Below are 25,543 nucleotides of genomic sequence, written 5' to 3' on the forward strand. Positions count from 1 at the left end.
TAAGCAAAGCTTTATGTTTATCGCGTACTCGAACTTTTAATGTCTTGGTGTGTTTTATCATGCTGTATACACTACCAGTGTTAATCTATGCTGCAAAGACTTTAGCGACCTATTAAGGGGCTGCTTACGCAACCCTCGCTACCCATACTCGCACTCAAAGTACGAGGTCTTACGCGATTTTGATAAACACAGACTGACTGATTAAGTGTCGTAGTAAAGGCTTAATCGCTCGCTTTGGTAATGTGAGCGACAAATTAACACTTCACAAAAAAAGTTTTGTAACAAAGCAAAAAAAACACCCTCATCTATGTTATTTCTTGTGACTTTTGAGAGTTTTGAGACTGACACCCACAAAAAAAACACTTCAAACTAAGCCTAATCGTAAGTTTTGTTAAAAACCGTAAAGCTGAAGTTGAGGTGTTATATGAATGCTATTTATAAGGTTGTTTGGAATAAAACCCGCCAAGTTTGGCAAGCCGTTTCTGAATGTGCATCTAGCAATGGTAAAGCAACCACCGCCAGCAAAGGCCAACGCCTGCGTTCCTTACCCCAGCTAGCTGCGGGCAGTTTACTAATGATCGCCCTCCCCTCCTTTGCTTTAGCCAATAACCTACCAACAGGCGGCCAGGTTACTGCCGGTAACGGGCAAATTATCAGCAATGGTCAAAATATGACCATCAACCAAACTAGCCAAACTATGGTGGTAGATTGGCAAAGCTTCTCTATTGGTAAAGATGCCAGCGTAAACTTTGTACAGCCCAACGCCCAAGCCGCTGCGCTAAACCGCGTGTTAGGCGATCAAGTTTCCAATATTCGTGGTGCATTAAATGCCAACGGCCAAGTGTTTTTAGTTAACCCCAACGGCATTCTATTTAGCCCCAGCGCACGGGTGGATGTGGGTTCTTTGGTGGCTTCTACTTTAAACATTACCAATCAAAACTTTATGGATGGTAATTACCGTTTTGAAGGCAACAGCAGCAATGCGGTCATTAACCAAGGCAATATTCAAACCTTAAACGGTGGCACAGTAGCGTTTATTGCCGCCAAAATTATTAACACCGGCAGTATTAGCACTCCAAAAGGCAACACCTTAATGGGCGCAGGTAGCAAAGTTGTATTAGACCTAGGCGGCCCGGTTAAAATTGAAGTTGAAGCGTCAGAGCTTGAAACTTACATAGAACAAGGCGGCGCAATAAAAGCCGATGGCGGTACCGTTTACTTAACCGCTAAAGCTGCTAATACACTCACCAGCAGCGTGATTAACCACACCGGCATCACCCAGGCACAAACCCTCGCTAGCGGTGAAGACGGCACGATTATGCTAATGGGCGATATGGATAGTGGCACAGTGCAAGTGGCAGGCACTTTAGATGCTAGCGCATCTATTAGTGGTAAAGGTGGATTTATCGAAACCAGTGCAGCTAAATTTGAAGTTAAAGAAAACACCCAAATTAAAGCAGGTGAATGGTTAATTGATCCTTTCGATATAACGATTGATGCTACTTTAGCAGCGGCTATTGGAACTGCACTTGAAAGTGGCAATGTTACTATTGAAACAGATGGAACAAATACTCCTGATACTTCAAGTAGTCAAAGCGGAACTAGAGGAGATATATTTGTAGCTTCAAATATTAATTATACAGGTGCAAATGAAAGCACCTTAACTCTTAAAGCCTATAGTAGTATCGTTTTTGCAGATGGATATGGAGGCAATAGCAGCAGTACATTTTCTACTGTAGGAAGCATTGATAGTTCAAATGCTTCATTAAATGTAGTGCTTTGGAGCCGAGCGGGTGATACTGCAGTAGATACGAATGCATATCGAAGTGGTTCTGTTTGGGTGCCTGTAGGGTCAAGTATAAATACTAACGGTGGCAATATCACTATTGGTGGGGGATTAGACCCTCTGTCAGGCTATTCATATTATGATGGAAGAGGAAATACAGTTGAAGGAAATGCCATTACAAGAGGGGTATCTATCAATGGTTCTCTTGATGCTCAAGGTGGAAATATAACTATTAAGGGAGAAGGACATACATCTATAGCTAGTAGAGGAGTAAATATAAGTGGTTCTATTTCTACACAAGGTAGTGGAGATATATCTATTAATGGAGTTAGTCATACATATTCTGACGGTATAGCGTTAGGAGATACTGCAGTTTCTGGAACAACAGGTATCATAAATATAGAAAATGGAACACTTACACTAAATGGCACAAAAGGTAAAGGATCAAATGGAATTAATTTTTCAACCGTAGGAAGTGCTATAAATATAACAGGTTCAGGCTCTGTGAACGCAAATGCTACTGGAAGAATTAATTTAGACAAAGGACAAATAAATAAATCTGGAAGTGCTAATTCAAATCTAACACTTAAAGCAACAGACCATATAGTTATGGAAAAAGGTTTTAAAATAGAATCTACTAGTGGAGCACTTAATACTATATTTCAATCAAACAGCAATGAAACAAACGGTGGGGTTATATGGTTAAAAAGTAATGCTTCTCAAGGCGCGACAATAAATACAAATGGTGGATTTTTAACTTTTTCAGGCGGCTTGGATATAGCAACTGGTTATGCTCAGGGTATGGATAATGTGCATGGAAATGGTATCACAATCGATTCAGCAACTATAACAACAAATGGTGGAGATATAACACTTAGGGGTAAAGGTGCTGAATATTATGAATCATATAATTCTTCAGATGACTCTGCTACTACAAATGCAAATGGAATTAGATTACATGGAAGTAATACAATTGATGCCGGAACAGGAAAAATTTCTTTCGTAGGAGTAGCGCAAGGGAGAAATGGCTCGAGTAATGCTATTGAAACTAATTTTAAAGGCTATACAAAAATTTTATCTTCTGCTACTTCAGGAGATGCAATTAAGTTTTATGGGGATGCAAGAACTGGAACATCAACAAACGGTTGGGGAACTTTTCTTTGGGGAACTAGTGATAGTGGAATTTTACTCGCAGCAACAAGTGGAGGAAATATATACCTAGAAGGATATGGAAGAAATGTTATAACTCATGCTGGTGGAGTGCACTTAGAACCTAATGCTTTTGTTTTAGCCAATAGTGGTGATATAACTATAACTGGAGAAAAAGGAAATGTTTCTACTTACGCTGATGTTGTAAACAACAACACTATAGGATATATAGATTCATTACCTAGTGGTTTTGGTATAGCTTCTCCTGTAACTTCCTCTAGTAGTAATATAAATATAATTGCAGACACTATAAAAGCAAATCAAGTCTTTGGAAGTGGTACTTTTTCTTCAAGTAAAATACAAAGTAGTGGTATATTAACTCTTGCACCTAAAACAGAAAATAAAGCACTCTATATTCAAAGCTCTACACCAGTAGATACAAGTACAGCTTGGTTCAACCCTAGTTCAATGTTTGGTACTGATGGCCTTTTTAGTCCTAATTTCAGTAAATTGGTTTTTGGATCAGAAAAAACAGGTGACTTAGTATTAGATAACTATAGTTTCAATCAACACACTGAAGTTATTTCAAAAAACAAGGTAACTTTAGGTAATATAAGTATTGCAGAAAACAAAACCCTAACTGTAATAACAACTGGCAACAATGTCAACAATTCAGGAATTTTAAATGTAGACAATCTTTCAATCAATGCATCCAATGCGAGTGTTTTTTTCGATCAAAAAAATAAAATAAAAACCTTGGCTGCAAATGTAAAAAACTTAGATTTTTTAAATGCACAAGAGCTAACAATTGGCAGTGTTAATGGAATCGATGGAATAAGCTCATTAGAAAATATAAAAATATCAGTCAGCAATGGAGACTTAATAATTGATAATAAGATAAAATCAGACGCAACAACAGATACTGCAATTACATTAAACTCGGGGTTAGATATAGATCACGGCACAAAAACAGGTGGAGACATTGTTTATAAAAACGGATCAATAATAACTGGAGTTAATGGAAGGTCAACATTTTATACAGGCAGTATTGATGGCAGCACCGCACTAGCAACATTGATAGGAAGTGGATCCAATAGATTCAGATACAATTCAGATGAATCTAGTAATGGTTATACTAGTGCACTAAGCGATGGCTCATACCTTATTTATAGAGAGCAGCCAATAGTAACGATTAAGCCTAATGAAAAAAATATAACTTATGGAGATGCATTGCCAAGCTTAGACTACATCAGCAGCGGTTACGTTAATGGTGAGACTGCTTCTATTTTAGAAGGCACTGCAAACTTTGAAATAGATGCAACAAAATCTACTAGTAATAATTATAAAGCAGGAACGTACGATATAAAATACAAGGATGGACTTAGTAACAAGTTAGGCTACCTTATAAAATATAGTGAAATAAACAATGAGTTAACCATTGATAAAAAGAAAATTACTATTAGCGGCCTAACCTACGATAACAAAGTGTATGACGGCACTACAAACCTTGTGTTTAGTGGCACAGCAACAGTCAGCGGGTTAACTGGCGACATGGTAGAAATTTTAGGAACCGCAAGCAGCAGCTTTACTGATAAAAATGTAGGGCAAGATAAAGCTATAGAGGTAAGTGGCCTTAGCCTAACCGGTGCTGATGCTAGTAACTACACCTTAAATAGCGATGACTTAACTGCCAATATCACTCCTCGTCCCATTACCGTTACAGCAGATAGCTTTAACAAAAATGAAAGTATTGCAGACCCAGCGCTCACTTTTAAAACTAGCTGCGGTTCGCTTTCAAGCAATTGCGGCTTGGTAACTGGTGAAAGTTTAAACGGTGCATTAAGCCGTGAAGCAGGTGAAAGCGTGGGAGATTATGCCATTCAACAAGGTTCAGTTAATGACCCTAACTATGCCATTACTTTTGAAGCAGGCAAGCTAACCATCGCTGCGGCAGCTGTAGTGCCAAAGCCAGATCCAAAGCCAGATCCAAAGCCAGATCCGAAGCCAGATCCAAAGCCAGATCCAAAGCCAGAGCCTGATAAGCCAGTTGTTCCGGTTGCACCTACTGAACCGCCTGCTCCTTCGAACAAGCCGGTTCAACAGGTAATTGCTAATATTCAACAAGTTAACAACAATACTTTTACATCGGCTAACAACACTAGAAGCAATAGTTTACCGCCAGTGAATGGCAATGCTGTTAATAATAGCAATCCCAATACAGATGGAACTAGCGGGATACAACAATCTGGTAACTTGGAATTGGTTGAGGTAGATGACACTGATGGGGTAAATGAACAAGCCACTGGTTCAGGTATAGATGCAAACTCGCTTGTTCAGGTGTTTGTAATCCAAGGTGGTCTTAACGTGGATGGTTTAGCCAATGACGAACAGTAATTTTAAGTTATTCTACAAAATTAAGGAGCCTACCATGCAACTCAGCCACTTTAAATTACTACCCTTGTCAGTTTTTGCCTTGGCGATGCTGGGTGCTAATTCAGCACTTGCTCAAGAGCCGCCCTTGGGCGCTGGGCAAATTTTGCAACAAAACCAGCCACAGCTTAGCGCACCTAAAAAGTCAGATATTCAGCTACAACTGCCTAGCGATGCTGGGCAAACCACTCAACCCGGCGGGCAAACGGTGGCTTTAACGCAGGTTATTTTAAGTGGTAATACCTTATTTTCAGATGAAGTATTGTTAGCCCAGCTAGAAACGGCTTTAGAAAGCCCCCAAGATTTAGCAGGCTTGCGTAACCTAGCCGAACAAATCACTAACTTTTACCGTGCCAGTGGCTACCCTTTTGCACGGGCATTAATTCCTGCCCAAGCCATGAAACAAGGCCAGCTAACTATTCAAGTAGTTGAAGGGCGCTATGGTCAGGTTGAAGCAAGAAGCGACAGTGGTGATGAAAAACTAGCCGCCACCGCGCAAGGCTTTTTAGCCAATTTAAAGCCAACAGAAATTATTGCTTCTGTACCACTTGAACGCAGTTTATTAATTTTAAATGACTTACCTGGAATGCAGGCCACCCCCGTGGTGCGCCCAGGTAGCGCCCAAGGTACGGGTGATTTAGACGTGGCTGTAACTGCAACTCAGCGTTTTTCAGGGGATGTTGGTTTTGACAACCACGGTAGCCGTTTTTCAGGGGCTTACCGTGCCACGGGTAATTTAAAGGCCAATCGCTTGTTTACCGTGGGTGATCAGCTGAATTTTTCTTGGCTATATTCCAGTGAACAAACTTGGCTAGGTGGTATTCAATACAGCCTGCCGGTGGGCGCTTCAGGCTTAACAGCTAATTTGGGGCATTCCTATACTGATTACACCCTTGGCAAAGGTTTTAAAGGCTATGAAGGCACCGCAGCAGTAACGAGTGCTGGGTTAAGTTATCCACTAATTCGTAGCCAACAGGCTAACCTTTCAATACAGGCAACTTACCAATACAAAGACTTAGATGATAAAGGCGTTGCTGGCTATAACAAAGCCACTGCTAGTCATGCTTTACCGCTGCAACTCAACTTTGATAAGCGTGATGCGTTTGCCGGCGGCGGTTTAACCTATGGGCAGTTAATTTTAACACCAGGGCAGTTAGACATAGACCAAAGCGCTGCAGTTTCTAGCGACCAAAGTTTTACCAAGCTAAACTTGCAAGTAATTCGCATGCAAAACTTAGCTACACGCTGGACATTGATTACCAAAATTAATGCACAATGGGCCGATCAAAAAACATTAGACGGCTCAGAAAGCTTTTCACTAGGCGGGCCACAAGGCGTGCGTGCTTACCCTACTTCTGAAGGCTCTGACAGCCGTGGCCTAGTGGCGCAATTAGAAACCCGTTATGCCACACCTTTTGGGCTAACGCCTTATGCGTTTGTGGATGCTGGGCAAAGCAGCCGTGGCGATACCAACAATGGCAAACGCCGTGTATCAGGCGCTGGTTTAGGCAGTAGCTATCAGTGGTCTGCTTTGCAATTGGATGCCAGCCTTGCTTGGTCGCTTTCAGGCGGTGATTCACAAGCAGATAGCAAGGGTAACGACCCGCGCTTATGGTTCAGTGGGCGGTTTAACTTTTAAATACTAGCTAAACTTAACCAGCCTCAAGAAAACTTGAGGCTGGTTTTTTTATTCATTTATTATAAAAGCCAAACCTTTACCAAAAACAGACCTTAGTGGTAAATAAAACTCCCAAGCTTTAGCTTTTTTTCTTAAACGACTAACAATAACATCAACTCTATGTACATCATTATTTTCCAAGTGTTTAAATAAGGTGTCATTAATGTAAGATCGACTAATAATTTGATTAGGTTGTTGTAATAAAAGTTCCAGTAAATCTTTTTCTTGTTGTGTTAAATCTAACTTACATCCTTTAGGTTCAACTAAACAACAATCTACTTTATCTAATAGCCAACCTCTTTTATCATTTTCTTTATAATCAACTGCAAAGTTTTCTGATGTTTCTAAGCTTGCTTCCTGTCTAGCAACTTGCATCCGCTGCCACAAACTTTCTAGCTTATCGTTCAAATCAGAAAAATTAACTGGCTTAACTAAATAAAGGTCTGCACCTAAGCTAAGCCCTTGTAGATAATCTTGCTTACCACCTCTGGCTGTAATAACAATTAAACCAAAGTCACCCAATCTAATTAAGTGTTTAATAAGACTAAAACCATCTTCACCAGGTAGGCCAATATCAATTAAAAATATATCTGCTTTTTGTAGGTGCAGTTCTTTCCAGAACTCCTCAGCACTAGCAGCGAACCAGCAGTTGTAACCCTTGGCTTCAAGAAAAAAACTCAACTCTTCTTGTAAATCTAAATTATCTTCAATGATAGCTAAGGTAGGTTTTTTTAGCATTATTTTCTCCTATTCGAGCAATAAAAAAATTTATAATGGTAGCTTGAGTTGAAAAGAGCAGCCTTGGCGGGTGTTTTTAATTAATTCCAAACAACCAGCATGGGCTTCTATTATCTCATGTGCTACAAATAAGCCTAATCCATAGCTTTTAATAGTTGATGAAGACTTGTGTTGATAGCGCTCAAAAAGCTGCTCAACCATTTCAGGTGCAACACCCTTACCTTGATCTGTAATGGTTAAAACATACCCTTCATACTGAATACTTAAATCTAGGCATATTTCACCTTTAGGGGTATGTTTTACAGCATTATCAACCAAATTAGATAAAGCAATTTGTAATAGTGCTTTATCTCCATTAAATGAGTAGCTAGTTAACTTACTAAAATAACTTAACTGCCCATCAAACGTTATCACTAATTTATGTTGTTCAGAAAAAGAAGCCAGTGCTGTCGATTCTTCTAAAAGCTGCCCCCAATTAACTGGCTCTTTTTCTAGGTGCAATGCCTTGGCAGAAATGCGTGAATCGGCTAAACAGTTGTCTGTTAGTTGTACTAGGCGCTCTGTAGCCCTTTGAATGCGCTTATAACGCTGTTTTATTTGCTGGTTAGGTTGTTCTACAAGGTGTAAATTTTGTAATGCCATAGAAATGATACTCAGTGGCGTACGAAATTCATGTGAAACCATGCCCATAAATTGCCGCTGATGAAAACCGGCTTCACGTTCAATCTGCAACTCTCGCTTCATTAACAAATGCTCTTGGCGTAGACCTTTTTCTTCATAAGAACGCATAACTGCCAATACGGTGACTAAAAGTGTATTAAAAATAGGTGCATATTGCCAAATTAAGTAAATACGCCGGTCATAACTAATCCAACCTAAAAGAATCGCTAAGGATAAAAAGCTAGCTAAAAAACAAATAAAAGGACTTAGACTAAGCAGTAAAGTTAGTGGTCGATATCTTTCTTTATGCCAAACATAAAAAAAGCTAATAAAAAATATAATTGCAATTATTAAATAAATAATACCTTGAAATTCAAAACCCTTACCATAAAGGTCTAAAGGTATTAATACTACCTGAGAAATAACTAACAACATAAAACCCAACATAAATTTATAAATTTTAGGTAAATAGGTTTTAAGATTTAAAGCTTCAACACTTACCCAGATTAAAAATGCATAAGAAACTAGCGAGGCAATATTCGTTAAATAATGTTGTAATGGAAAGTTAATATTGGGCAATAGCCAAGTTACATAGCCTTGGATAGAGGCAATAAGAACGTAGACAGACGAATAGCCCGTAACAGCCCAGAGTAGTCTAGATCGTATAATAAAAGCTAAAACAACGGCTAAAAAAGTTGAGATAGCAGCCAAGCCCAAATAAAAGCTTAAATAACTGGTTTGTTTAGCCGTGTACTCTACAAACGCTTGGGGTTGCCACAAACTGGCTTCAAAAATTACCGTACTAATTGTTTTGATACGCACCACAAACTCATAGCCTAAATGCGGTGATTGTGTTTGTGGAATTTTGAATACAGGGAAGCGGTAGTCTAAATCCCCTCTTATTCCAGGCGTAATATCGCCAGCTTCTCGCTTAACCCATTCAGCAGCAGAATCACCCACTGGTCGATAATAAATAGTTACTTCATCAACAAAGTTAGGGGTAATCAGCAGTAACTGGTCTTGGTTAACAAAGTGTTCGGCAGGAAAAACCCAATGCAGCCAAAAAGTAGGCCGAACATAGCCCCTAGACAAGGGTTTATGCTGTATTTGCAAATCACCCTGTTTAACACGCTCTCTAAACCCTTCAAAGTCTAGCTGATGTTCATTATCAATATACAACTGATAAGCTACATCTTTTCCCACAAAAACAGGTGCGGCAAAGGTTTGAGCTGAAAAAAACAGTAAGCTCAGTAAAAAAAACCACCTAAATGCATTTATAAACAAAATTAAACCTCAAGCCTTTGCACCTAAAAACTGCCATTATTCATCGACTAATTTGGTGGTTAGTTTAGATGCTTTAAAGCTAATAAAATAGCAGAATGAAGCCTGTTACTACGGATTTCTGAGCTGCCTATGCGGTAGTGGACTTTTCATATATCTAGCATTCGATACGGGAATCCACACGGTTTAGCCCCGTGGTTACGGGGAACACCTTGTTACCCCACATGGTTAGCGCCATGACTGCGGTTTAGCCCCGTGGTTACGGGGAACACATACATGAAGGTGTCATCCCACCGTTTTGCATCGGTTTAGCCCCGTGGTTACGGGGAACACTTTCTTGCTGACTATCCAACACGACAAAAAGGCGGTTTAGCCCCGTGGTTACGGGGAACACACCTTTAGAAAGCATATATTCAACTTCAGAACCGGTTTAGCCCCGTGGTTACGGGGAACACATAAACTTGCAATAAATAAGCACGACAAATTACGGTTTAGCCCCGTGGTTACGGGGAACACATGTGCAACATAGTCATTTTTAACTGCTTTTACGGTTTAGCCCCGTGGTTACGGGGAACACTCCATCAGCCAGAAAAAACGTAGCTGTTTTGACGGTTTAGCCCCGTGGTTACGGGGAACACCTATAGTATAGACCCTCTATACCCCTCTAACCCGGTTTAGCCCCGTGGTTACGGGGAACACCTGGGCTGCTTCATCTGCTGCTTTGTTTTCTGCGGTTTAGCCCCGTGGTTACGGGGAACACGGCTGTTTAAGCTGTTTAAGCTGCTGTTTGTGCGGTTTAGCCCCGTGGTTACGGGGAACACTCTTTATTTTCGTGATCATATTTAACATTCATCGGTTTAGCCCCGTGGTTACGGGGAACACTTATTGGTGACACCGCTTTACACTGCTACTACCGGTTTAGCCCCGTGGTTACGGGGAACACGGCGATAGAGATAAAACCAAAGCCTTATTAAGCGGTTTAGCCCCGTGGTTACGGGGAACACTATTCCCAACATCCAGATATACATAAAGGCGGCGGTTTAGCCCCGTGGTTACGGGGAACACATAAAGCCCCAGAATATCAGGGTCAAGAAATGCGGTTTAGCCCCGTGGTTACGGGGAACACGAGAGTCGATTCATGCTCTGCTGCAAAACCCCCGGTTTAGCCCCGTGGTTACGGGGAACACAGCAGCCTTTTTAGCCGCCTCAGTAGCATCAGCGGTTTAGCCCCGTGGTTACGGGGAACACTATTTTGCGGTCTCTGACATAGACGTTAATAGCGGTTTAGCCCCGTGGTTACGGGGAACACTTGATCCGTTTGGATAAGCGATATTTAAGTCGCGGTTTAGCCCCGTGGTTACGGGGAACACTTAGCTGAGATATTAAGCGACAACATATATGCCGGTTTAGCCCCGTGGTTACGGGGAACACCTACTAGACAGTAGATGGCACTCTCTCTCACTCGGTTTAGCCCCGTGGTTACGGGGAACACCTATAAAAGCTGCCAAATTGCGCTTTAACAGGCGGTTTAGCCCCGTGGTTACGGGGAACACGGCTGGATTACAGAACAGGCTGGAAATCTGGCAGGTTTAGCCCCGTGGTTACGGGGAACACTGCAAAGCCGAAAACAAAGCCTGATTGAGCAGCGGTTTAGCCCCGTGGTTACGGGGAACACTTTGACAACCAGCATAAAAGCGTCATAACTCTCGGTTTAGCCCCGTGGTTACGGGGAACACTTCGTCGCAGGTTTATTCATGCAGTGCCCGGGCGGTTTAGCCCCGTGGTTACGGGGAACACGAGACGCAACCTATCAGAACAACGCCGCTAGCCGGTTTAGCCCCGTGGTTACGGGGAACACCTGCTCGTTACCACTCCATGAAAAAGGCACAACGGTTTAGCCCCGTGGTTACGGGGAACACAGCGCCCCGTTGAAGCGCGCATGTTGAGTTGCCGGTTTAGCCCCGTGGTTACGGGGAACACTCTGTTGCGGTTTGTGCCAACCTATTTGAATGAGGTTTAGCCCCGTGGTTACGGGGAACACGAAGGAAGCGCATTTTTTACAAGCCGACATAGCGGTTTAGCCCCGTGGTTACGGGGAACACTGACAAATACTCAGCCGACGGACTGCGTTCACCGGTTTAGCCCCGTGGTTACGGGGAACACGGAACAAGAGCGACAAGCAGCCAATTTAAGCGCGGTTTAGCCCCGTGGTTACGGGGAACACAGTAACGCTCAGGATGCCGCCTATGGTGAAGGCGGTTTAGCCCCGTGGTTACGGGGAACACTTCTGCGTATATATTCTCGCTCCCGTTCTCTGCGGTTTAGCCCCGTGGTTACGGGGAACACCACAACCCAGCGAGCGAACGAACTTGCAGAGGCGGTTTAGCCCCGTGGTTACGGGGAACACTGTCGCTAAACCTGCTTTTACGATAGTTTTCACGGTTTAGCCCCGTGGTTACGGGGAACACAAGACGACCCCAGCAACAACACACGGCACACGCGGTTTAGCCCCGTGGTTACGGGGAACACGGGAGGTTACAGTTTAGATGATTGCCGTTTGGCGGTTTAGCCCCGTGGTTACGGGGAACACCTTAGAGATTAATAGCCCAGGCGGGGATGTTGCGGTTTAGCCCCGTGGTTACGGGGAACACACGGCGGTTGAATATCAGCCAGTTTCTGATGACGGTTTAGCCCCGTGGTTACGGGGAACACCAAGCTGGTAACCCATAAATCCGTTAAAGAAGCGGTTTAGCCCCGTGGTTACGGGGAACACTTGATCGAAAAGGGGTTTTACCTATGCCAAAACGGTTTAGCCCCGTGGTTACGGGGAACACTAAGTTGAAGCCATGGTACTAAGTAGTGTGTACGGTTTAGCCCCGTGGTTACGGGGAACACCAATCTGGTACACCGCACTACCATTTGACCGGCGGTTTAGCCCCGTGGTTACGGGGAACACAGCGCACCGGTCGCTACAAAAACAAACCTGGACGGTTTAGCCCCGTGGTTACGGGGAACACAAAAGGCGAACGGATCTTGGCGAGACTATCGGCGGTTTAGCCCCGTGGTTACGGGGAACACTTTTTTCTTCTTCGTCATGCCAAAGCGCTAGGCGGTTTAGCCCCGTGGTTACGGGGAACACTTTAGACCCGAGCGGAATTTTTACCGCATTTGCGGTTTAGCCCCGTGGTTACGGGGAACACTCTTTTGGTCGCTCTATGTCGTCACGTTGACGCGGTTTAGCCCCGTGGTTACGGGGAACACCAACCAGTAACCCCGAAAACCGTAGGCATGAGCGGTTTAGCCCCGTGGTTACGGGGAACACTCTTACCCACTTCTTTCATTGCCGCATTGCTCCGGTTTAGCCCCGTGGTTACGGGGAACACGATAACCCTTGGCGTTTTTTCGTCACCTATCGCGGTTTAGCCCCGTGGTTACGGGGAACACGCATCATCTGCCATCAAATCGAATTGACCCGCCGGTTTAGCCCCGTGGTTACGGGGAACACTGCGCTGATCTGGCTTTTGACTTTGGGCTTGACGGTTTAGCCCCGTGGTTACGGGGAACACCGCTTGCCTTGCTTCTTCAGCTAGTGCAGGCACGGTTTAGCCCCGTGGTTACGGGGAACACGTAATTGTTAAAAAGTCGCACTCGTGACCTAACGGTTTAGCCCCGTGGTTACGGGGAACACAATGCGTAAATCACGGGCAAGCTGGTCTAGCACGGTTTAGCCCCGTGGTTACGGGGAACACTTATTTCTTTTTAGCTTTTACAATACGACCCCCGGTTTAGCCCCGTGGTTACGGGGAACACTGCTGCACCTGGCTGCTGCCATGACTGCATGGCGGTTTAGCCCCGTGGTTACGGGGAACACCGTACGATGAAAATTAAGATGATGCTCAAGACCGGTTTAGCCCCGTGGTTACGGGGAACACAACAAACCGATAGGCTCATCAACCAAACCAACCGGTTTAGCCCCGTGGTTACGGGGAACACAGAAAAACCAACTCCAACGCTAGAGCTTTGGTGCGGTTTAGCCCCGTGGTTACGGGGAACACTTATATGGCTATTTTATTTCTGGTAGTTGTTACGGTTTAGCCCCGTGGTTACGGGGAACACTAACACTCATTGCAAAAACTGCTGACTGATCCCGGTTTAGCCCCGTGGTTACGGGGAACACTGGTCGCCAATCTCGCCGCCAAACCTCGGCAACGGTTTAGCCCCGTGGTTACGGGGAACACTCATTGTTATCAAAGCCTAGATCGCCAATCGCCGGTTTAGCCCCGTGGTTACGGGGAACACTAAAGACGGCTCTTGGTTGCCCAAAAAGAAAGCGGTTTAGCCCCGTGGTTACGGGGAACACTCAATCGCCGTTTTTTCTGCTGCTTCGTAACCCGGTTTAGCCCCGTGGTTACGGGGAACACTTCTTCAAAGTCTTTTATCTGCTGATTGTATTCGGTTTAGCCCCGTGGTTACGGGGAACACATCTAGCATGTGATTAACCGCAATCCTGATTGCGGTTTAGCCCCGTGGTTACGGGGAACACTTCCGAAACAGGCAAAAATGGGAAGCATCACGCGGTTTAGCCCCGTGGTTACGGGGAACACACCATCCGTAAAGAGCGGCTTTATACCCCCATCGGTTTAGCCCCGTGGTTACGGGGAACACAAAAACTAACGGATAAAGGAGAACAAAAGTTTCGGTTTAGCCCCGTGGTTACGGGGAACACCACCCGACATCATATCGCCAAAACCTAATAGGCGGTTTAGCCCCGTGGTTACGGGGAACACTTCACTGTTTCCCTGACCGCAGCACCTTTAGGCGGTTTAGCCCCGTGGTTACGGGGAACACTGTCAGTAAGCAAACTAGACCGCCGTGTTTAACGGTTTAGCCCCGTGGTTACGGGGAACACAAAATACATTGCAAGCAAACATAGTTGCACACCGGTTTAGCCCCGTGGTTACGGGGAACACACGGTTTTAGTTAACCTGTTTCAAGCATTTGGCGGTTTAGCCCCGTGGTTACGGGGAACACAACAGCAGCAGCGGTAGGGAATTTAATGCAAGCGGTTTAGCCCCGTGGTTACGGGGAACACCATAGCTCGCAACTACCGGCATCTACCTGTTTCGGTTTAGCCCCGTGGTTACGGGGAACACTGTAATTAGTCTGTCTTCAATCTGAAGAATATCGGTTTAGCCCCGTGGTTACGGGGAACACGCGTAAAGCCCACAAAATGAACATGACTCATGCGGTTTAGCCCCGTGGTTACGGGGAACACGAATCAAGGCGCAAGGCTGGCTGGAAACGCATCGGTTTAGCCCCGTGGTTACGGGGAACACAGGTTGAATTTGCAGGCGGCTATAAATCATTTCGGTTTAGCCCCGTGGTTACGGGGAACACTGTAATAGTTTGGGCTGCGTTTAACTCATTCACGGTTTAGCCCCGTGGTTACGGGGAACACTGGTGTGAACAGGTGAGGGTAGCTAAGAATGCCGGTTTAGCCCCGTGGTTACGGGGAACACCAATGCAGGTTGGAAACGTATCACGCTACACGCGGTTTAGCCCCGTGGTTACGGGGAACACGCTTGGTACTGCTGTTGTGGCTGCTGCATTGGCGGTTTAGCCCCGTGGTTACGGGGAACACGAACCAATCCCTCTGTGGATTGAATGTTAAAGCGGTTTAGCCCCGTGGTTACGGGGAACACATTTAGTCTAAAAACGATAATATCTGTATTTTCGGTTTAGCCCCGTGGTTACGGGGAACACAATCGGCACTAATTCTAGCTAATTTGCGTTGCCGGTTTAGCCCCGTGGTTACGGGGAACACCACCATCTATCGGGCCTTCCATCGGTTCGTTACGGTTTAGCCCCGTGGTTACGGGGAACACCGAGACGGTATAGAGCGACAAAAAGAGCAGTTCGGTTTAGCCCCGTGGTTACGGGGAACACTGAGCCGTAAAAACGCATCCGTTACAGACCGGCGGTTTAGCCCCGTGGTTACGGGGAACACGCAAACAGCACCGTTGCGCGGTACTAAGTATGCGGTTTAGCCCCGTGGTTACGGGGAACACTTGCTCTTCACGCTGCAAAACTGCTAGGCGCTCGGTTTAGCCCCGTGGTTACGGGGAACACTTGCTTCTCCCACATATCTAAAGGTGCTCGAACGGTTTAGCCCCGTGGTTACGGGGAACACTGACTTACATCAATAGATACTTTTTCAGTTTTCGGTTTAGCCCCGTGGTTACGGGGAACACCCTAGCCGCTGGCCTGTAAAACCTATAAAAGACGGTTTAGCCCCGTGGTTACGGGGAACACGAACTAATGATTATTTGGCCTGAATTTTTAGCCGGTTTAGCCCCGTGGTTACGGGGAACACCATAAGATTTAGTCTAGTAAATAAAACTAAAACGGTTTAGCCCCGTGGTTACGGGGAACACATGGGGCGCATGGGTACAAAGGGCTGGCCGTCCGGTTTAGCCCCGTGGTTACGGGGAACACTCTAAGTGTACACGTTTGATTTAATTAAAGAAATTAATCAGTCAAAAATATACCAATAAAAATCCACTTTTTTAAAGAGCTATCTTCCTTATAAATTTACGCTATCTGGCAAAAACTTAACCAGCCTAAAGCCATCAAAATCAATAGGCATTCTTCGATTTTCACCATAAGTAATGAAATCAAACCCAGATTCCGTATTCGTTCCCCAGGCCATAACAACATTGCCGTCTTCGGCTAAAGCTTCAACTTGATACCAAACCATTTCACGAATCCGGCGACTTACATCACCCACATACACACCAGCACGTATTTCAAGCAGCCAAACGGCTAATCGACCACGCAAACGTGGTGGTACTGCTTCAGTCACCACAACCAACATACTCATAAGTTTCTCCTTTAACCTACACGGTGTCCTTCATCGCCAATGCTTTCAGGTTCTGGTAAGGCAGGTGGTTGAGAATCAGCTGGCGGTGGCGGTGGTGTAATTTCGCCAGCAGCAAGCACTTCTTCAATTAAAGGAATAAGATTACGTAATGTTTTGCTGGTACGAAAAACATCACGGCAAGCAGTTCTTACCTCTCTATCAGGTTCAAGTGGATACCTAGCCGCAATTTTGAAAGCTACAGGTACAACAGTATCAAATTTAATTAAATCGGCTATATCGTACACAAAAGATAACGGCTTACCCGTATGCAAATAGCCGATGGCTGGAGCATAACCTGCCGCTAAAACGGCAGCTTCGGTCACACCATACAAACAAGCAGTGGCAGCACTAATGCAGCGATTAATCACATCACCTTTTTCCCAATCTTTAGGGTCATACTTTCGCCCATTCCACTGCACACCATATTGTTTAGCCAACATTTTATAAGTCGCTCTTACTCGCGCCCCTTCAATACCACGTAACTGGTCAACACTGCGCCGTTGTGGTGCATTTTCTTGGAAACGAATTTCAAACATTTTACGCACAACTTTTAAACGCAAATCCTCATCTAAAGCCAGTTTTGCTTGGTAGAGTAATTTATCTGAACGCGCACCACCTGGCTGACCAGCAGAGTAAAGCCGAACACCAGCATCACCCACCCAAATTAATAAAGTGCCTGTTGTTGCTGCCAACTTAACCGCAGCATGACTTATCCGTATACCAGGCTCAAGCATAATGCACACCACAGAACCCACTGGAATGTGCATTCGCTCACCATGTACTTCATCAATCACAACAAAAGCACCATCCCTTACATCAACATTACCTTTGCCTATAAAAATCATGGAGTTACGATCTTTAATAGGGATAGGCCTTAAAGGGATAAACGCCATTAAATTGGTCTAACCAGCATTAACCCACAGCCCAAAGCTTTAGCGCGTCCAAATCCTTTTATATATTGTGCTAAAAATGCTTTTGGTTCATTTATGGTAAGCACACCTTGAAAATCCACGCTGGAAAACTGCACCTGCTGTCCGGTTATTTTTTTACTTTTATGTTGTGTATAACTCACCATTTCAGGTAAAGCATCTAGTTGAACACCCCAGTTTTTTAAGCGCTGTTCATCAGCAATCCAAGCATGGGCTGCTTGCTGCATCACCATTGCTAAATCTGTTGATGATTGAGTCGCGCCAGCCGCCATCTGTTTTTTGGCATGCATAAGCACATCATGTCGCCTGCTTTTGCCGCCACTGTCTGTAATACAAACGGTAGGGTTTACACGCAATTTAAACCCTAGGCGTTGGCCGCTAACCAGTTGTGGCTGAAACTGTTTGGTTTGCACACGCAATACCGTATTATCAGCAGTTGGCATTGAGGTTGATAAAACAAAAAAATCCGGTCTACCGCCTAGTCCTACCTCTTCTCGAAAAATAAATTCACGCTCTTCTTTATCTCGAAAAAGACTCCACAGTAATTGGTGTGCTGAATAGACACCATTACTCATAAGTTTAGCCAGCTCGCCTGTTGCTTGAGCCGTGCGCTGCAAGGTTACTTTTGATAAAAACATTAAGCATCTTCCTTAACTGATAGCTGGTGCATAGACCGTTGTTTAAACTGCCAACGTTGCCTATTCACTGGTTCATCCCAAGGGTGAGTCGTAATTATTTGTTGGGATTCAAAGGCGTGTTTGTCACCTTCCCAAAAATAAGTTACCCAGCCGCTTGAATTCAGCCATAGCTTGTCTTCTTTTTCTGAACGAGTTAATGGCGGAAATTCAGTATCCAAAGCATCTTTAAGCAAAACAACTTCAATTATTTTAGGCTGTACTGGCACAGCTAACGGACAAGATTTACGCCCTAAGTACAAACTATAAACTGGCTTTAATAAGCCCTGCTGTAGCTGCTCTAAGGTAAAACTAGCGGATGAAGTTAAAGAAACTGCCACAATCCAAACCGCATCGCAACGGTAATCTCGACTTGAAAGAACCGTATTTAACTTATCAACTTCTAACTCACTCTTACGCGTTAAGTGATTGATTTTATTACTGTGCGTAGGCACTTGTGCTGTTTGGTAGTCACGCATTAAAGCGCTAGGTACGGTTTGCTTAACCGCTAGCTGCACACTTTGTTGCAATGCTTGTAGTTCATCTTCCTTATCACGTTCAATACCCAAACCAGATGCCAATAAACCTAGTAAAGCAGAACGGGTGGGTTGCACTGCTGTGGGCCTATCGCCACCCACAGCAGACACGCCCCAGCTAGCCAAAGCTCCATATAACCGAAAAACCAAATATGGCTTCATAACGCCGCCTCCATTATTGCGTAATGAATTTTGCTAACTCATCAAAACTACCTTCACCCTTGTTAGCGTTAATGGTATAGCGTTCATCAGCACAAGCGCCGTAAACTTTATCAAAGTTTTCAGCCTGCAACTGTAAAGCTTCAATCGCAGTTGTAGCTTGGTCTTCTGCATCAACAGGCTTTAAAAATGCAACCGAAAGGGAGCGTGGTTGTTGCGAACCTTTTTCTGCTAAAACAAAACTGGCATAAGCACGCGAAGCAAAGCTATTTTGTTTTCCTTTAGGTGAAATTTTTACAGCCGCTTCGGTTAACGCTTGAATGGCCTGATTAGCCAATGCTTCATTACCGTCTAGGTTTGCAATTAATTGCGACTTATTAATGCAAATGTAGCTATAAAACAATGCGGCTGCAAAACCTGATTCGCCTATGTGTGAAGAGCCGGAATCTATTTTTCCATCATTTAGATCATCAACAGCAGTAAAATAATCATCTTCCACTACAACGCTATGAACACTGATAGCGTGAGCAACTTGGCAAGCCGCTTCAACATTGTAAGCAGGGCTAGAAGCCAACATACGTCCAAATAATGCAATATCCACTGCTGTGCTATCCGCTTTAAGAAGTTTTAACTCGGCTTCAGTAGGAACTCTGTTTTCAGCAGCCAACAACTTAATCAGCGCCAATGTATCCGCTTTTTCAGCAGGGCTAATATGCGCTAGCTGTTCAATTTCAAGTGAATCTTTTTTACCTTTACCAAATACACCCGCAATCATAACCGCCCATTCTTTTGCCGACTTTTCTTTAACATCTGCGGCTAACAAGGCTTCATAAACCTCAACACCAAAACGCTTGGTACGAATGCCAATATGACCGGCCATTGCTTCTTTAAAAAGTTCAGAAATACGCCAGTTACGCTTTAAGCTTTGTGAGCTAACACGCAGGCGTTCAAAACCGCCCATTTTTGCAGTTTTAGGGCGACCTAAATCATCACGGTTAAGGTTAGAAGGTGCGTAAGACGTTAAAAGGTGCAGCTGAATAAATTGGCTCATAATCATTCCTTTTCTTTAATTTAAACAATAGTTAACATTGATTTGTTTTTTAGTAGTCTATTTTTTAGCAGTCATAGATGCAGCTTGGTAATAATCCATAGCCCATCGCACAGCAATGCGTTTATCCGCTTTGCGTGGCATTAAAGCGTAGTATTCACTAAACCATTGCTGAATATCGTTTGCTAAAACAGTAACAGAAACATCACCCTTAATTTGCTGCAAAATACGGCGTAAACGGCGTAAGAAGTCTTCAGGTGTTTTAGCACCCTGCAACTGTGCAAACCGCAGTTCACTCACAATGGATTTACTGCCATCGCCTTTACTGCCTGCTGCTGCTGCTAGTTTATTTTTAGAGTTGCTTTTTACATGCACTAACGCTGCTGCAATGGTTGCCCAGCATTCAAGATCACTGGGTTTAGCGAATTCAGTTAACGATTCAGGCAAGGCAAACCAAAGCGTCCTAAAACCTTCGCTTAACATTGCTGCATCAATACTTTCACAACGTTTAAGCTGGGCTTTTTGTGCTGTAGAAGCAGGAAAGTTATTATTTTCTTTCAGCTCAGCAGGCGACAAAAACATACTTTGCCACCAGCGCAATACCAGCAGTTCAGTCTCGTTATCCTTAGTTTTCATTAAGCGACCTCCTTTTTAATGGTGGAAATTTTATGATTAGAAATAAATGCCTTAATGTCTTTGCCACCAAACAACCACCCCATTAAAGCGCGACGTGCATGAATACGTTTTGCCATAGAGCGTTGATCGCCCAAACCAGCCGATAAAGCATATTGATCAAATAAATTAATGCAGGTATTTCTTAGCGCGTTAAGCCACGGGTTTGCAAACTCGGCATCCAGTATTTCTCTAGCATTTGGCTGTTGATTAATTAGTTGCTGCACAGCGGTATAAAAAGCAGCTTCACTGCGTTGCCAAAACTCTAAATCAATAAAAGATGTATCACCTTTGGCATCACTAGGCTTTTCGAACCAAGCTGCTTTAATTTGAGTACGACAATGCCATAAAGCATTTGATGCTAAGCTTTGCAGAACTTTAATGGGGCGTAATACATTAGCTTGCTGTGCAGCAGGGATCGCAAATAAAGGCATAGAAACAGAATACCAGCCACGTGCTTTCATATTATCCATATCAAAACCAAATACCCAAAGCCGTGGCAGTTCTCCAAGCAAGCTTTCAAAACCATTAACTACTTGATAAAAATGTTCGATCACTAACGCGCAATTTTGCCCTTCAGAATTATCCGTTAAAGTTAACGCATCCCATATTTTATAAGTTAAACCACCAGGCTGCCCTTTAGCAGATAAGTTATCCTCTTCAGGTTTTTTAGGATCATGCTTATAAGGCGTAAGTGGGTGGCGCCAGCTACCCGAATAGTTACCACCGTAATTTTGAGTGCGATATTCAATGACTGTTTGCTCGGCTAATAGGCCACTTATTTGGCAAGTGTCAGCAGTTTCATTAACCATTAAACGCATACGCCGTGGCATCGCCCAAAACATATGCAACGGGTGTACGTCTGATGCGTAAATCTCGGTACCTTTTTTATTACTTAACTTAGTGGGCGCTAACCAAGGAAAAACAGTTGCACTGTGTAAGTCAGGTTGGTCATAACTCCACACGTCTAAGTTAATTACGTTAAACCACAACTTTTGCCATAAGGTTGCATCTTCTGCTGTTGGCAAAATCAAAGTAGTTAACGGGCCACCGCCCCGCAAACCTACACGGTGTCCAACGCCACCTGCGGGTGCATTAATTTGCAAAGTAAATAAAGCTAAAACTGCCATTTCTAACGACATAACACTGCCAATGCCGCGCTTAATAAAGTGATCAGTATTCAGTTTCAGACCATTAGCACCAGGAGCCTCAATCAGTAAACCGGCTACCGTTGTTGGTTTAGATTCCGCTAACGGATCTAAATCCTGCATAAACAAAGCGCCATCACCTGTCACATTAAAAGCATGAGCAGCTTCATCAAAAGCCGCTTGCAACTCTGCTTTGCTAGGCGCTTCTTCATAAAGATCATGCCAGTCAGCTCTATCTTCAGGTGCTAACACAGTTTGCAATACACCAATGGCAAGCTGATAAGCAGCGCCCTGAAAATCTGCTCTTGGTAGTGCAAAATCAACCACTTCAGCATTGGCAATCGCCGATAAAGGCAACACCTTTTCTGTACCATCACGTAATAAAAATGGAAAGAATGGATCTTTCAACAGGTTTTTACTCATTTAATTCACCTCAAATTTTCAGAATGCAGCCACACAAAAGCACCCAACTGCAAAAAGAATACGAGCTTTAAAAGCGTAAGTAAACAATTATTAAGTTAGGAAGAGAATCTTCTTAAAAATAAAGAAAGAATTTTTTAGTCATTTATAGCCATTTCCTTACCTGACTTGCAGCGGGTGATATAATCAGCACGTTCTCCAGATAAGACTGGAGATGAACCGTTAGGTAGAGATTCTTCTCCACCCAAAATGTAACGTTCCCCGCTTTAGCGGGGTTTTACTTTTCAAAAAACTACTTCTCAAAGAATTTGTTACTCAGAAAACCCCACCACTGCATCGTAAGTAAAAGTAGGGTCTGTTTCAGGAAGCCAAACTTTTAAGTACTTCAAGTGCTTATGCTGCTTTTGTAGTTGCTCTAAAGCGTGCTCAAGGTGCGCCGGAATTTTTGCCAACTTATCTGCGTATTTATTTTTAGACAGTTTGACCGTGCTAAGTGGCAATCCAAAACGCACATCATCTACCCAAAAAGCTAACCCATTAGCTTCTGTTTGCTTCAGTAGAACCACTTCTACGGTTTCAATTTCGCTGTAACGGGTACTAATATCTGAATTATCCTCATACCAACCATCCGCACTTTTTGCGCTGTAGCCGTGGCGCTGCCACTTGATAACACTGGACTTTGCCTTAGCTGCTTTATTGAGCTGCTCACCAAGAAGCTGGTGTTCTTTATGTTTTAAAGTGTCAGGAATTTGCTCATAGGAACTATCACTGTAAACAGATTCTATTAACTGGCGTGCTTCTTCTGGCATACGAATTGCGCCCAATTTCATCAATTCGCGTTGACCAAGCCACAAACGCCCTGGTGAACGGTAGATATATTCAGTATGTTGAAAACCTTTACTTAACCAATCTGACGCTGGGTTAGCATCCCATTCTGGCGCGTGTACAAATAACACTGGAGCAAGTCTTGTATCTTTTATATTGCGCTCATAAGCTTTGCTGCTATTACGCGTATGGCGATGCAAACGTCCAGCACGTTGTATCAAATCATCTATTGGGCAAATATCTGAAATCATTAAGTCAGCATCGGCATCAAGACTTTCTTGAAACACTTGCGTGGCAATTAAAACTTTACCTCTGCGCTCAAGCTCACCGCTTTTTTTTCCAAAGATAGCTAACACCCGCGCTTCAATTTCCTTCCTATCTTGCAAAACAAAGCGGCTATGAAATAGCAAACAGTCTTTAGGATTATCCATGCGTTCGCTAAGCAGTTGGTAAGCATCCAGTGCATCGTTAACGGTGTTGCGAACCCAAACCACACATTCACCTTTAGCCACCGCATTAAGCACTGTTTCAATAACAGTTTCTAAATCATTAATTAGTTTTACTACTACTTCCCTACTAACATCGGCGCGGCTTTCTAATGAATATTCTTGTAAGGGCTGCTCTTGGCTAAGTGCCACTTGAGTAGCTAAAGGAAAAGCTTCTTGCTGCAACGCTTGCTTAGGTAAACCACCCGCTGTCAGCCAAATATCAACTAAGCGTTGGCGCTGTTTTTTGGCTAGCGTAGCGGTTAATAAAATAGCTGAACCACCCTGATGAAAATGTAAAGCTAGTAAGCTTTCAAGTAGCTCAAACATAAATTCATCTGCAGCATGAACCTCATCAAATATCAGCACTTTGCGGTTCAAACCCAATAGACGTAACGATTGGTGGCGGCGTGGCAAAACAGCCAGCAAAGCTTGGTCGATGGTTCCTACCCCGACTGGGGCAAGTAAAGCTTTTTTTCTTGAATCAGCTAACCAATGATTACATTGAGCCGTTGCTGTTTGATCGGCTTGGTTATAATCGCTATCTGTTATGCCTGTTGCTAGCACAGCTTCACGAAATAAATCACTCATTTCTCGCGCACCGTGCGCTAAAACAATGCTTGGTTTCTTGCCTTCATTACCGCTAAGCATTTGCTGATAATGTTTGGCTACACGGCTAAACATGGCGTTAGAAGTAGCCATAGTGGGTAAACCAAAATAAAAACCTTCTGCAGCACCTGCTGCCATTAAACGATGTGTTAAGGCTAATGCGGCTTCTGTTTTACCTGCACCAGTCACATCTTCAAGAATAAATAATTGCGAGGTTTTGTCGACGACAACTGTTTCAGCCCAATCCTGTAGCGGTGTTGGCGAAAAACCATAATACTTTTGAATAGATGAAAATGGCTGCACATTGAGTGGTTGCCAAAGATCGGTAGCTTCTAATGCACGTTGCGCTGCTGCTTGAGCCATAGACCAGTATTCAGATAGGGGGATTTTTTCTGTTTGATAGTGAAAGAAGTTACTGTCCGAACCTATCCAATCAGTGACGACTGCAATACCAGCTAAGTGCCAACTAACTTGTTTTAGTCTTTTCTGCCAATCTTTTGAAGCTAGCTTTTCTAAAGCTATTTGAGGATTAAAAATAGGCAGGATATCTTTTACAAATGCTATAACAGCCTGCTCATTATGCTCTTCAACAAATGCTTTAATAGCATTAGGATCATTTTTATTAATCGGCTGTCCGTGATGCCCTAAAACGCAGTCTGCTAAGATCATCAGCGTGTCTTGCACACGCATTAAACCTCGACTATCAACGTCTTCACCTTGAGTTAAGACCATTAAAACTTCGTCTTGAATAATCGTCCAAAAATACAGCCCCATACGGTCATGCCGAAAATTTTTTCCATCATAATCAGCGCAATCAACAGGGTTATAAAGGTCATCAGTATTAGATAAATAGAGTTTTTGAAAAGATGAGGAGAATTTACCTAAATCATGCAGCGCCAGCATAAAACAAAACAGGTTTGTCAGCTGCTCTTCGGTTAATTCTAAAAAGTGTGCTAAATCACGGGTTAAAGCTTGATTAGCAGAGAAAACCGCTTTACCAACAGCAGCAACATCTAAACAGTGATAAGGCAAAAGGTGGTAGGGTAGAAGGGAATAATGCGTGCCGATTTGATTGGGTTTATGTTGCGCTTTACCCCAGTATTTAAAATAATTTTTGCTGGCGGTTTGTTCGTTTAGCATTAATCCTCCTTAACCATAACTTTATCCATGACTGTCCTGTATAGCTAATTTACATAGACTTATCAAGGTAAAAAAATGGCGATCAATAACACGTCCTTGTGTATTAATCTAAGTGTTTAATAGCTAAATCAAATCAAAAACTATAATTAATACCTAGCATTAGGTTGCGCCCAGTCGCCCAACCCTTACCTCGGTTAAACGCTGAACAGCCGTTAAAGTGTAACCAACATTAAAAAAGCACCCAAAAAAGGGTGCTC

Annotated in this window: 12 protein-coding genes and 1 CRISPR repeat array; of the genes, 2 read left to right on the plus strand and 10 right to left on the minus strand. The window is 43.6% G+C overall.

All coding sequences use genetic code 11. The annotated features are described in order from the left end of the window. The first annotated feature begins 424 nt into the window (after window positions 1-424). Together VJY63_RS05255 and VJY63_RS05260 are read left to right on the plus strand one after the other, a co-directional pair. Entirely contained in the window at window positions 425-5,329 is a 4,905-nt protein-coding gene (locus VJY63_RS05255) for a filamentous hemagglutinin N-terminal domain-containing protein (RefSeq protein WP_324048742.1), read from the plus strand. A gap of 34 nt (window positions 5,330-5,363) precedes the next feature. After that, window positions 5,364-7,004 carry a ShlB/FhaC/HecB family hemolysin secretion/activation protein gene (locus tag VJY63_RS05260; protein ID WP_324048744.1) on the plus strand — a complete coding sequence of 547 codons (1,641 nt, stop codon included), beginning with the start codon at window positions 5,364-5,366 and terminating at the stop codon, window positions 7,002-7,004. A 48-nt stretch (window positions 7,005-7,052) separates the two neighbouring features. Here the strand turns inward: VJY63_RS05260 and VJY63_RS05265 are convergent, their stop codons facing one another. The 10 genes from VJY63_RS05265 to cas3 form a co-directional block, all read right to left on the minus strand. Then, on the minus strand, window positions 7,053-7,781 hold the full coding sequence (locus VJY63_RS05265; protein WP_324048746.1) for a response regulator transcription factor: 729 nt from the start codon (window positions 7,779-7,781) through the stop codon (window positions 7,053-7,055). Window positions 7,782-7,811: 30 nt separating this feature from the next. Next, window positions 7,812-9,644 (minus strand): ATP-binding protein, encoded by a 1,833-nt coding sequence (locus tag VJY63_RS05270; RefSeq protein ID WP_324048748.1) that lies wholly within the window; start codon window positions 9,642-9,644, stop codon window positions 7,812-7,814. 260 nt (window positions 9,645-9,904) lie between these two features. After that, window positions 9,905-16,217: a CRISPR direct-repeat array (repeat unit 29 nt; unit sequence CGGTTTAGCCCCGTGGTTACGGGGAACAC). Between the two features lie 88 nt (window positions 16,218-16,305). Then, a complete protein-coding gene (gene cas2e, locus VJY63_RS05275) occupies window positions 16,306-16,602 on the minus strand; it encodes a type I-E CRISPR-associated endoribonuclease Cas2e (protein ID WP_324048750.1) in 297 nt (98 codons plus the stop codon). A gap of 11 nt (window positions 16,603-16,613) precedes the next feature. Then, window positions 16,614-17,534 (minus strand): type I-E CRISPR-associated endonuclease Cas1e, encoded by a 921-nt coding sequence (gene cas1e / locus VJY63_RS05280; protein WP_324048752.1) that lies wholly within the window; start codon window positions 17,532-17,534, stop codon window positions 16,614-16,616. Further along, window positions 17,534-18,208, minus strand: a complete 675-nt coding sequence (cas6e, locus tag VJY63_RS05285; RefSeq protein ID WP_324048754.1) for a type I-E CRISPR-associated protein Cas6/Cse3/CasE — start codon at window positions 18,206-18,208, stop codon at window positions 17,534-17,536. Before cas6e ends, cas1e begins: the two co-directional genes overlap by 1 nt. Continuing rightward, the gene (gene cas5e / locus VJY63_RS05290) at window positions 18,208-18,942 is read right to left on the minus strand and encodes a type I-E CRISPR-associated protein Cas5/CasD (protein WP_324048756.1); all 735 of its coding nucleotides are present in this window, start codon (window positions 18,940-18,942) and stop codon (window positions 18,208-18,210) included. The genes cas6e and cas5e overlap by 1 nt, the downstream gene beginning before the upstream one ends. A 13-nt stretch (window positions 18,943-18,955) precedes the next feature. After that, entirely contained in the window at window positions 18,956-19,990 is a 1,035-nt protein-coding gene (gene cas7e, locus VJY63_RS05295) for a type I-E CRISPR-associated protein Cas7/Cse4/CasC (RefSeq protein WP_324048758.1), read from the minus strand. A 57-nt stretch (window positions 19,991-20,047) separates the two neighbouring features. Next, the gene (gene casB / locus VJY63_RS05300; RefSeq protein WP_324048760.1) at window positions 20,048-20,623 is read right to left on the minus strand and encodes a type I-E CRISPR-associated protein Cse2/CasB; all 576 of its coding nucleotides are present in this window, start codon (window positions 20,621-20,623) and stop codon (window positions 20,048-20,050) included. Next, window positions 20,623-22,230, minus strand: coding sequence for a type I-E CRISPR-associated protein Cse1/CasA (gene casA / locus VJY63_RS05305; RefSeq protein ID WP_324048762.1), 1,608 nt, complete (start codon window positions 22,228-22,230; stop codon window positions 20,623-20,625). Before casA ends, casB begins: the two co-directional genes overlap by 1 nt. Window positions 22,231-22,538: 308 nt before the next feature. Then, entirely contained in the window at window positions 22,539-25,286 is a 2,748-nt protein-coding gene (cas3, locus tag VJY63_RS05310; RefSeq protein ID WP_324048764.1) for a CRISPR-associated helicase Cas3', read from the minus strand. Window positions 25,287-25,543: the final 257 nt, after the last annotated feature.

This window comes from Marinospirillum sp. (genome assembly GCF_035271045.1).
In the GTDB taxonomy this organism is placed as follows: domain Bacteria; phylum Pseudomonadota; class Gammaproteobacteria; order Pseudomonadales; family Halomonadaceae; genus Marinospirillum.

What these genes read in the sequence shown, in the direction of transcription:
- VJY63_RS05255 (WP_324048742.1), top strand. Translation starts at nt 425, where the DNA reads ATGAATGCTATTTATAAGGTTGTTTGGAATAAAACCCGCCAAGTTTGG.
- cas5e (WP_324048756.1), bottom strand. Translation starts at nt 18,942, where the DNA reads ATGAAGCCATATTTGGTTTTTCGGTTATATGGAGCTTTGGCTAGCTGG.
- cas7e (WP_324048758.1), bottom strand. Translation starts at nt 19,990, where the DNA reads ATGAGCCAATTTATTCAGCTGCACCTTTTAACGTCTTACGCACCTTCT.
- cas3 (WP_324048764.1), bottom strand. Translation starts at nt 25,286, where the DNA reads ATGCTAAACGAACAAACCGCCAGCAAAAATTATTTTAAATACTGGGGT.
- casA (WP_324048762.1), bottom strand. Translation starts at nt 22,230, where the DNA reads ATGAGTAAAAACCTGTTGAAAGATCCATTCTTTCCATTTTTATTACGT.
- cas1e (WP_324048752.1), bottom strand. Translation starts at nt 17,534, where the DNA reads ATGGCGTTTATCCCTTTAAGGCCTATCCCTATTAAAGATCGTAACTCC.
- cas2e (WP_324048750.1), bottom strand. Translation starts at nt 16,602, where the DNA reads ATGAGTATGTTGGTTGTGGTGACTGAAGCAGTACCACCACGTTTGCGT.
- cas6e (WP_324048754.1), bottom strand. Translation starts at nt 18,208, where the DNA reads ATGTTTTTATCAAAAGTAACCTTGCAGCGCACGGCTCAAGCAACAGGC.
- VJY63_RS05260 (WP_324048744.1), top strand. Translation starts at nt 5,364, where the DNA reads ATGCAACTCAGCCACTTTAAATTACTACCCTTGTCAGTTTTTGCCTTG.
- casB (WP_324048760.1), bottom strand. Translation starts at nt 20,623, where the DNA reads ATGAAAACTAAGGATAACGAGACTGAACTGCTGGTATTGCGCTGGTGG.
- VJY63_RS05265 (WP_324048746.1), bottom strand. Translation starts at nt 7,781, where the DNA reads ATGCTAAAAAAACCTACCTTAGCTATCATTGAAGATAATTTAGATTTA.